Here is a 6,563-nt window from a genome sequence, read left to right as displayed (position 1 = left end):
CAACTCCTTTTCAACGCGCTGCACACCGGACTTGAGGACGACGAATCCGACCGGCACCTCACCCTTGAGCTGATCGTTCACACCCACCACGGCGCACTCGGCCACGTCCTTGTGCGAGGCGAGGATCTCCTCCATGGCTCCGGTGGAGAGCCGGTGGCCGGCGACGTTGATGACGTCGTCGATGCGGCCCATGATCGAGAGGTACCCGTCCTGGTCGTAGAATCCGCCGTCGCCGGTCAGGTAGTAGCCCGGATACCTCGCGAGATAGGCGCTCTCGAACGTCGCGTCGTCGTCGTAGAGCGTGGGCAGGCATCCCGGCGGAAGCGGAAGCCTGATGGCGATGGCGCCGTTCTGGCCGCGCGCGACGTCGTTTCCCGTCTCGTCGAGCACGCGGACGTCGTAGCCCGGTCGCTGCGATGGGCCAGCCGGTCTCGGTCTGCCACCAGTGGTCGACCACGGGGATCCGCAGCTTCTGCTGCGCCCACTGCAGCGTCTCCGGATCGCAGCGCTCGCCGGCGAGGTAGAGCGCCCGCAGCGATTGCGTCGGATGATGCTTCTGGATGAACTTGCCTTCGGGATCCTCGCGGCGGATGGCGCGGAACGCGGTGGGCGCCGTGAACAACGTCTGCACGCCGTGTTGGGAGACCACCCGCCAGAACGCGCCGGCATCCGGGGTCCCTACTGGCTTGCCTTCGTAGAGGATGGTCGTGTTCCCGTTCAGGAGCGGCGCATAGACGATGTACGAGTGGCCTACCACCCAGCCGATGTCGCTCGCGGCCCAGTACGGCTCGCCAGGACGCGCGTTGTAGATGGCGCCCATGCTGTACTTGAGGGCGACGGCGTGTCCGCCGTTGTCGCGCACGATTCCCTTCGGGCGACCGGTGGTGCCGCTGGTGTAGAGCACGTACAGCGGGTCGGTCGCGGAGACCGACACGCAGGCCGCCGGTTCCACGCCCGCGACGGCGTCGTTCCACTCGACGTCGCGTCCCTTCTGCAGCTCCACCTCGAGCTGAGGTCTCTGCAGAACGATCACCTTCTCCGGCTTGTGCTTCGAGATGGAAATCGCCTTGTCGACCATCGGCTTGTAAGGCACCGTCCGGCCCGGCTCGAGACCGCACGAGCCGCACACGATCGCCTTCGGACGCGCGTGCTCGATTCGCGCGGCGAGCTCGTGCGCGGCGAATCCGCCGAAGACCACGGAGTGGACTGCGCCGAGTCGCGCGCAGGCGAGCATCGCGATCACCGCCTGGGGGACCATCGGCATGTAGATGACGACGCGATCGCCCTTCCCTACGCCGAGGCGGCGCAACGCTCCGGCGAAGCGCGCGGTCTCCTGGAGCAGCTCACGGTACGTGTACTTCAGCGTCTGGTTTGCGACTGCGCTGTCCCAGACGAGCGCGAGCTGATCGGCGCGGCCCGACTCGACGTGGACGTCGAGCGCGTTCTCGCACGTGTTCAGCTCCCCGCCCTGGAACCAGTTCGGGCGTTTCGGGTCCTTGCGATCCAGCACGCGTTCCCACGGCTTGCGCCAGCGGAGAGCGCGCGCGGCCTCGCCCCAGAATGCCTCCGGTTCCTGCAAGGACCGGCGGAAGACCTCCTGATAACGGCCCATGGTGCCTCCGTGGGAGCACACTGTGGGCGAGCCGCACCTGCGAAATCAAGGCCGGGCGTCTGCCTGGATGCCCTGCCGCTCGAGGCTACGAATCTACGAATCGTGTCCGTCGGACGGAGGCTCCCCGAGGGAAACGCGATGGCACGGGAGGTGAAACGAACCCTCGCAACGAAGGAGACAGACCATGACGACCCTGGGAAAGACGCTGTTCGTCAGCTTGAGCCTCGCCGCCCTGATCGCGGGCACTCTGGTGCTCCGGTCCGAGCCGGAGCAGGCGGCCCATGCGCAGCTGACTGCCGCGCAGCGGGCCGAGATGCAGCCGGCGGCGAAGCCCGCAGACCCACCGAAGGCGACGGTTCCGCCCGCCGACGACGACCAGAAGATTCCAGACTGGGACGAGCCCGAAAACGGCAGCGGATCCTGAGCACGAAAGTCGACGGTCGCCGGACCGCCCGGTACGCTGCGGCGATGGACGATCGCCGCAAGTTCCACCGGGTCAATGCACCTGTGTTCTGTCGGCCGGTCGGGCAGCCGCTGTTCAGCAGGCGCAAGGCCGTCGACGTCAGCCTCGGCGGCCTGCGCGTCTATGCAGACGACCCGCCCATGTCCGGCGACCGCCTCGAGCTGGAGCTCTTCCTGCCGGACCAGTCCGAGGTCATGTGCACCGTCGAGGTCGTCTGGGTCGAAGCGCTCCCCGAAGGATCGCCCGCCCGGTACGACGTCGGCGTGAAGTTCGTCACCATCTCGCCGGTTGACCGCGAGAGGCTGTCGACCGTGCTTCAGTCCGAATAGCCTGCACAGCACAAACCGTAGCCGCACAGCGGCTAGCGCGCGTCGCCGAATCCGAGCACGCGCTGCGTCCATGCAAGCTCGAGCGACGGATCGGCAAAGGCGACGAAGTCCCCGTCCGCGCGCCGCGCGAGCTCCGCGAGCGCAGCGTCGGACACCGGTCCGGTCACTCGCGCGCCAGGCAGATCGGATCCGAGCCTCTCCGCCTCGCGCAGCGCCTCGTGCACGGGTTGGTCGCGGAAGACCTGCGCGCGCCGGTGAAGGGCATCGATCCAGTCCTGCGGGTAATGTGGCTCGCGCACGACGACCACGATGCGGCGCTGCAGGTTTTCTCCGCGATGCTCCAGCGCCCGCGATGCGTAGCTCGCGGGCGCGTCGTCCAGGCGCCGGCGGATCGCGTCGACGAGATCGAGCGGGAACGGCGCCAGGGGCCGGAGGACGATGTCCAGCGTCGCGTAGGGATCGAGCCGCAGCCGCGCATCGATGGCGCGGAGGATGTCGCTGCGGCGCGCGAACAGATCGCTTGCGTCGAACCAGAGGGCCACGTGCTGCGCGCCCTCCGCCTGGGCCGCGAATCCGTCGATGCCCGGATCCACCAGATGCGGCCGGGGCCATTCGTCCAGGCGGCGCCCCAGGCGCTCTTCGGCTGCGAGAACCGTCTCGACCAGCTCGTCCTCGCTGAACGTTGCCGTCCGGTGGACGCGGTAGGGCGGCGCGGAGTCGAAGACGACCCCGTCGTCGACGGCGCTGGCGCGCATCGCGGTGCCGGGAAGCAGCGACAGCGGAAACACCTGCGCCTCGCTGGCGAGGCCATGCTCCTCGAGAAAGTCGATTCCGCGCAGCACGTCCTCGGGCGTGTCGCCGGGAAGCCCGACGATCAGATCGACGAGCAGCTCGATTCCCTCGGCGTGCAGCATCCTCGCTGCCTCGGCGACGCTCGAAGGCGATCCGCCGCGGCGCACGCGCTTGAGCGTTTCGCGGTTGACGGACTGCAGCCCGATCTCCAGCCGATCGAATCCCGCCTGCTTGAGCTTTCTCGCCTGCTGCGCCGTGAGCCCCTCCGCCCGGACTTCGGCAAAGAACGTCAGCGCGCGCGACGGGTTCTCGCGAGCCAGCGCGTCGAGGAGGGGCTCGAAGCCGGGACGGTGGTTGAAGGTCGGATCGAGGAAGACCACCTCGCGGGCCCCGCGGTCGCGCAGCGCGCCGATCAGCGCGGCGCTCGCGTCGACATCCAGCACGCGGAGCACGCTCGAGGAGCGGGGATAGAAGCAGAACGTGCAATGCGACCGGCAACCCCGCACGGTCTCTACGTACGTCGAGCGATGCGGTTCCACCGGCACCAGATGCGCGAGGTAGGGCGACGGGTAGTCGGCCAGCGGGAAGCTCGCCGCCGCTTGCGGCGCGAACGCGGTGAATCCCAGCGGTCCCCGGACGGCGACGCCGGGAAGTCCGGCAGGGTTGTTGCCGTCCAGCAACGCCGACATGACGCGCGCGAAGGTATCCTCCGCCTCGCCGGTGACCGCGATGTCCGCGCCGGGCTGCTGGAGGATGAAGGCGTTGTCGGGACCGACCTCCGGACCACCGATGAGAATCTTCGTCCGCGGCGACCGTCGTTTCACCTCGCGGGCGAGATGCAGGCTGCGCTCGCTGTTCCACAGGTAGAGCGAGAACCCGACGAACTCCGGCTCTTCGCGCGCGATCCGGTCGGCAAGGAGCGTATCTCCGAGCACGTCGGTCGCCGCCGGCTCGAGGACCTCGATCTCGAGACGCCTGTCCAGCCCGTGGACACGGGCGGCGACGCCGAGGCATCCCGCGGCGAGAGGAACGTTGCCGGTGGCTGCCAGCGCAGCCGGCGGAGGCACCGGGAGCTGGACGAGGCGGAGCTTCGGCACGGCGGCAGTATAGTGGAGCCGTGTTCGCGCTGACGTTCGACGACGGTCCCGGGCCGTCCACCGAAGCGTTGCTCGACGTGCTCCTCGCCTTCGGCGTCCCAGCCACGTTCTTCCTGCTCGGCCGCAACGTCGAGGAAGCGCCGTGGTGTGGCGATCCGGGGCGAGCACGGGCGATCGCGCAGCGCGCCCGGAGCGAAGGACAGGTGCTGGGAAACCACACCTATTCGCATCTGCGGCCGGATCGATGGCGCGAGTTCGCGGCGGACGTCCGCCGCGGCGAGGCCGTGCTGCGCCTGCTGCGCTCCGGCCCCATTCCGTTCCGGCTGCCCTACGGAATTCAGCGCGTCGCGGGCGGCTTTCCGCTGGGAAGCGCCGGCGACCAGATGGACCCCCGGCTCTCGGTGATCGCCTCGATGGGGATGACGCACCAGCACTGGACGAGCGACTTCGACGACTGGACGCTGGGCCCAGCCGACGGACCGTTGCTCGCCCAGCGGATGGCGGCGCACGTCGAGCAGTGCGCCGGCGCCGGCATGGATGCGGTTCTCGACCTGCACGACTCCGGCACCGGATCGAGCTTCGGCTACGAACGGCCCGCGACGGTCGTCGGCGTGAAGCTGCTGCTGGAGGAAGCGCGGCGGCGAGGCTGGGAAACCTTCGCGGTGGGTCACCCGTAGCGCCGAAGGCACTCGTCGAGCTCGATCCGCGGCATCCGGATGGAGCCATCGCTGTCGCGCGATGCATGGTCGGGATCGACGAAATCGATGTGGAAACGGAATGGCCGCGAGGGCTCCCGGTTGTCGACGATCGCGTCGATACGGCATCCCTCACCTCCGCGACAGGCGCGCAGTCTTTTCGAATCCGTCGTCGAGCACGCGGAGGCTCGCGGTGACCGTGCCGTCGGCGCCGCACCGGTAGGTTTCCTCTACTTCCGGCCCGTGACCGAGGCGCTGCACGGGGACGGCCGCCAGATCGCGGTCGCGCAGCGAAGGGTCGAACGGGAACAGGAGCTCGTCCCAGGCCGCGAGGTTGCCCTCGGGGCGTCCTTCGTCGATGCGGCCGCACTCGACGAACCGGTAATGGCCGACGTTGTGCGCCGCGCGATACCGGCGGGACACCTCTGCCGGCAACGGAGTGTCCTTCGGCACCAGGACGTCGAAGGAGATGCGGCCGCCGTGCTCGTCCTCACGGAAGACGCCGAAGTGGCGCGTCAGCCTCTCGGTCAGCTTGTATCCCGCCCCTTCGTCGAGGTGGATGGCGAGACCGATGGCGCAGGACCCGAAGGGGTGCGGCGAACGCCGCACGCGGTGCGCGCCGAACTTCTCGCGCAGCCGCCGGTACACCGGCGGAAACGAAGAGGCGCCGCCGACCACGTAGATACCGGCCAGCTCGGTCCAGGCCACCTCGTCCTCTCCCCTGCGGGGATCGCGCATGGCGGGTTCCATCGCCGAGAGCGTCTGCTCGATCAGCGGGGCGCAGGCGTCGTAGACCTCGTCGACGGGGACCACGGTTTCGTCGACGACGAACTTCCGCGTGTTCGGATTGAGCGACTCCTTCTGCTCGCGGACCTCGTCGAGCAGGTGCGGAGTCAGCGAGCGGCCTCTGCGCTTTGAAAGGACGAGGTGCGCGATGGCCTCGTCGAAGTCATCGCCCCCCAGACGCGAGATGCCGCTCGAGGTGACGACCTCGTTGGTGCGTCCTTCCATGTGGATGAGCGACGCGTCGAACGTTCCGCCCCCGAGATCGTAGACCAGCACATACTCGCGCTTGGCGGTCACCGTCTCGCGGAAGCGATGGGCATACTCGAATCCTGCCGCGCTCGGCTCGTTGAGCACCGCCTTCACGTCGAAGCCGGCGCGGCGGTACGCGTCCATGGTGATCAGGCGCTGCGCCGTCGAGGCGTTGGCCGGGACGCTGACGGCCGCCTCAATCCGGTCCTTGCGGCGAAGGCCCGCGTTTGAATGATGCAAGAGCTGCTCGCGGACGTGCGCGAAGAAGCGGGTGAGGAGCTGGGCAAGCAGGATCGACCGGTCGCCGATCCGCACCTCGGTATCCACGTGAGCATCGTTGAGGAGCCGCTTGAAGGAGCGGAGCACCGTCCAGCCGCGCTCGGCATGGCCGAAGCGCAGCTCGCCCTGGGGATCGAGTCCGACGATCGAGGGAATGGCGTCGGTATGCTCGAACGAGACGATCGGATAGTTCCCACGGTCGATGACGGCCACGACCGTGTGGGTGGTCCCGAAGTCGATGCCGAACCGCATGCACGCAGT

At 68.6% G+C, this 6,563-nt stretch carries 4 protein-coding genes and 1 pseudogene (1 of these 5 only partly in view); 2 read left to right on the top strand and 3 right to left on the bottom strand.

Translation table 11 applies throughout. From position 1 onward, the window contains the following. Positions 1-1,612, bottom strand: a pseudogene (locus E6J58_22645) (propionyl-CoA synthetase) (it extends 201 nt beyond the left edge of the window). A gap of 138 nt (positions 1,613-1,750) precedes the next feature. On the opposite strand from E6J58_22645, the gene E6J58_22640 reads away from it, so the two are divergent. After that, positions 1,751-2,404, top strand: a complete 654-nt coding sequence (locus E6J58_22640; GenBank protein ID TMB32720.1) for a hypothetical protein — start codon at positions 1,751-1,753, stop codon at positions 2,402-2,404. 32 nt (positions 2,405-2,436) lie between these two features. On the opposite strand, the gene E6J58_22635 is transcribed toward E6J58_22640, so the two are convergent. Next, positions 2,437-4,293, bottom strand: coding sequence for a radical SAM protein (locus E6J58_22635; protein ID TMB32719.1), 1,857 nt, complete (start codon positions 4,291-4,293; stop codon positions 2,437-2,439). Between E6J58_22635 and E6J58_22630 the strand changes: the two genes are divergently transcribed. Continuing rightward, complete coding sequence (locus tag E6J58_22630; GenBank protein ID TMB32718.1) at positions 4,209-4,970, top strand: polysaccharide deacetylase family protein; 762 nt, start codon at positions 4,209-4,211, stop codon at positions 4,968-4,970. The genes E6J58_22635 and E6J58_22630 overlap by 85 nt on opposite strands. A 150-nt stretch (positions 4,971-5,120) precedes the next feature. Here the strand turns inward: E6J58_22630 and E6J58_22625 are convergent, their stop codons facing one another. Next, positions 5,121-6,554: an Hsp70 family protein gene (locus E6J58_22625; protein ID TMB32717.1), complete on the bottom strand. Its 1,434-nt coding sequence runs from the start codon at positions 6,552-6,554 to the stop codon at positions 5,121-5,123. Positions 6,555-6,563 lie beyond the last annotated feature (9 nt).

This window comes from Deltaproteobacteria bacterium (genome assembly GCA_005879535.1).
GTDB lineage: Bacteria > Myxococcota > Myxococcia > Myxococcales > 40CM-4-68-19 > 40CM-4-68-19.
Note: the sequence above shows the minus strand (reverse complement) of the source record. Positions and strands in the feature narration are given on the sequence as shown.

Coding starts and splice junctions, on each gene's coding strand:
- E6J58_22640 (TMB32720.1), top strand. CDS start 1,751: ATGGCACGGGAGGTGAAACGAACCCTCGCAACGAAGGAGACAGACCAT.
- E6J58_22625 (TMB32717.1), bottom strand. CDS start 6,554: ATGCGGTTCGGCATCGACTTCGGGACCACCCACACGGTCGTGGCCGTC.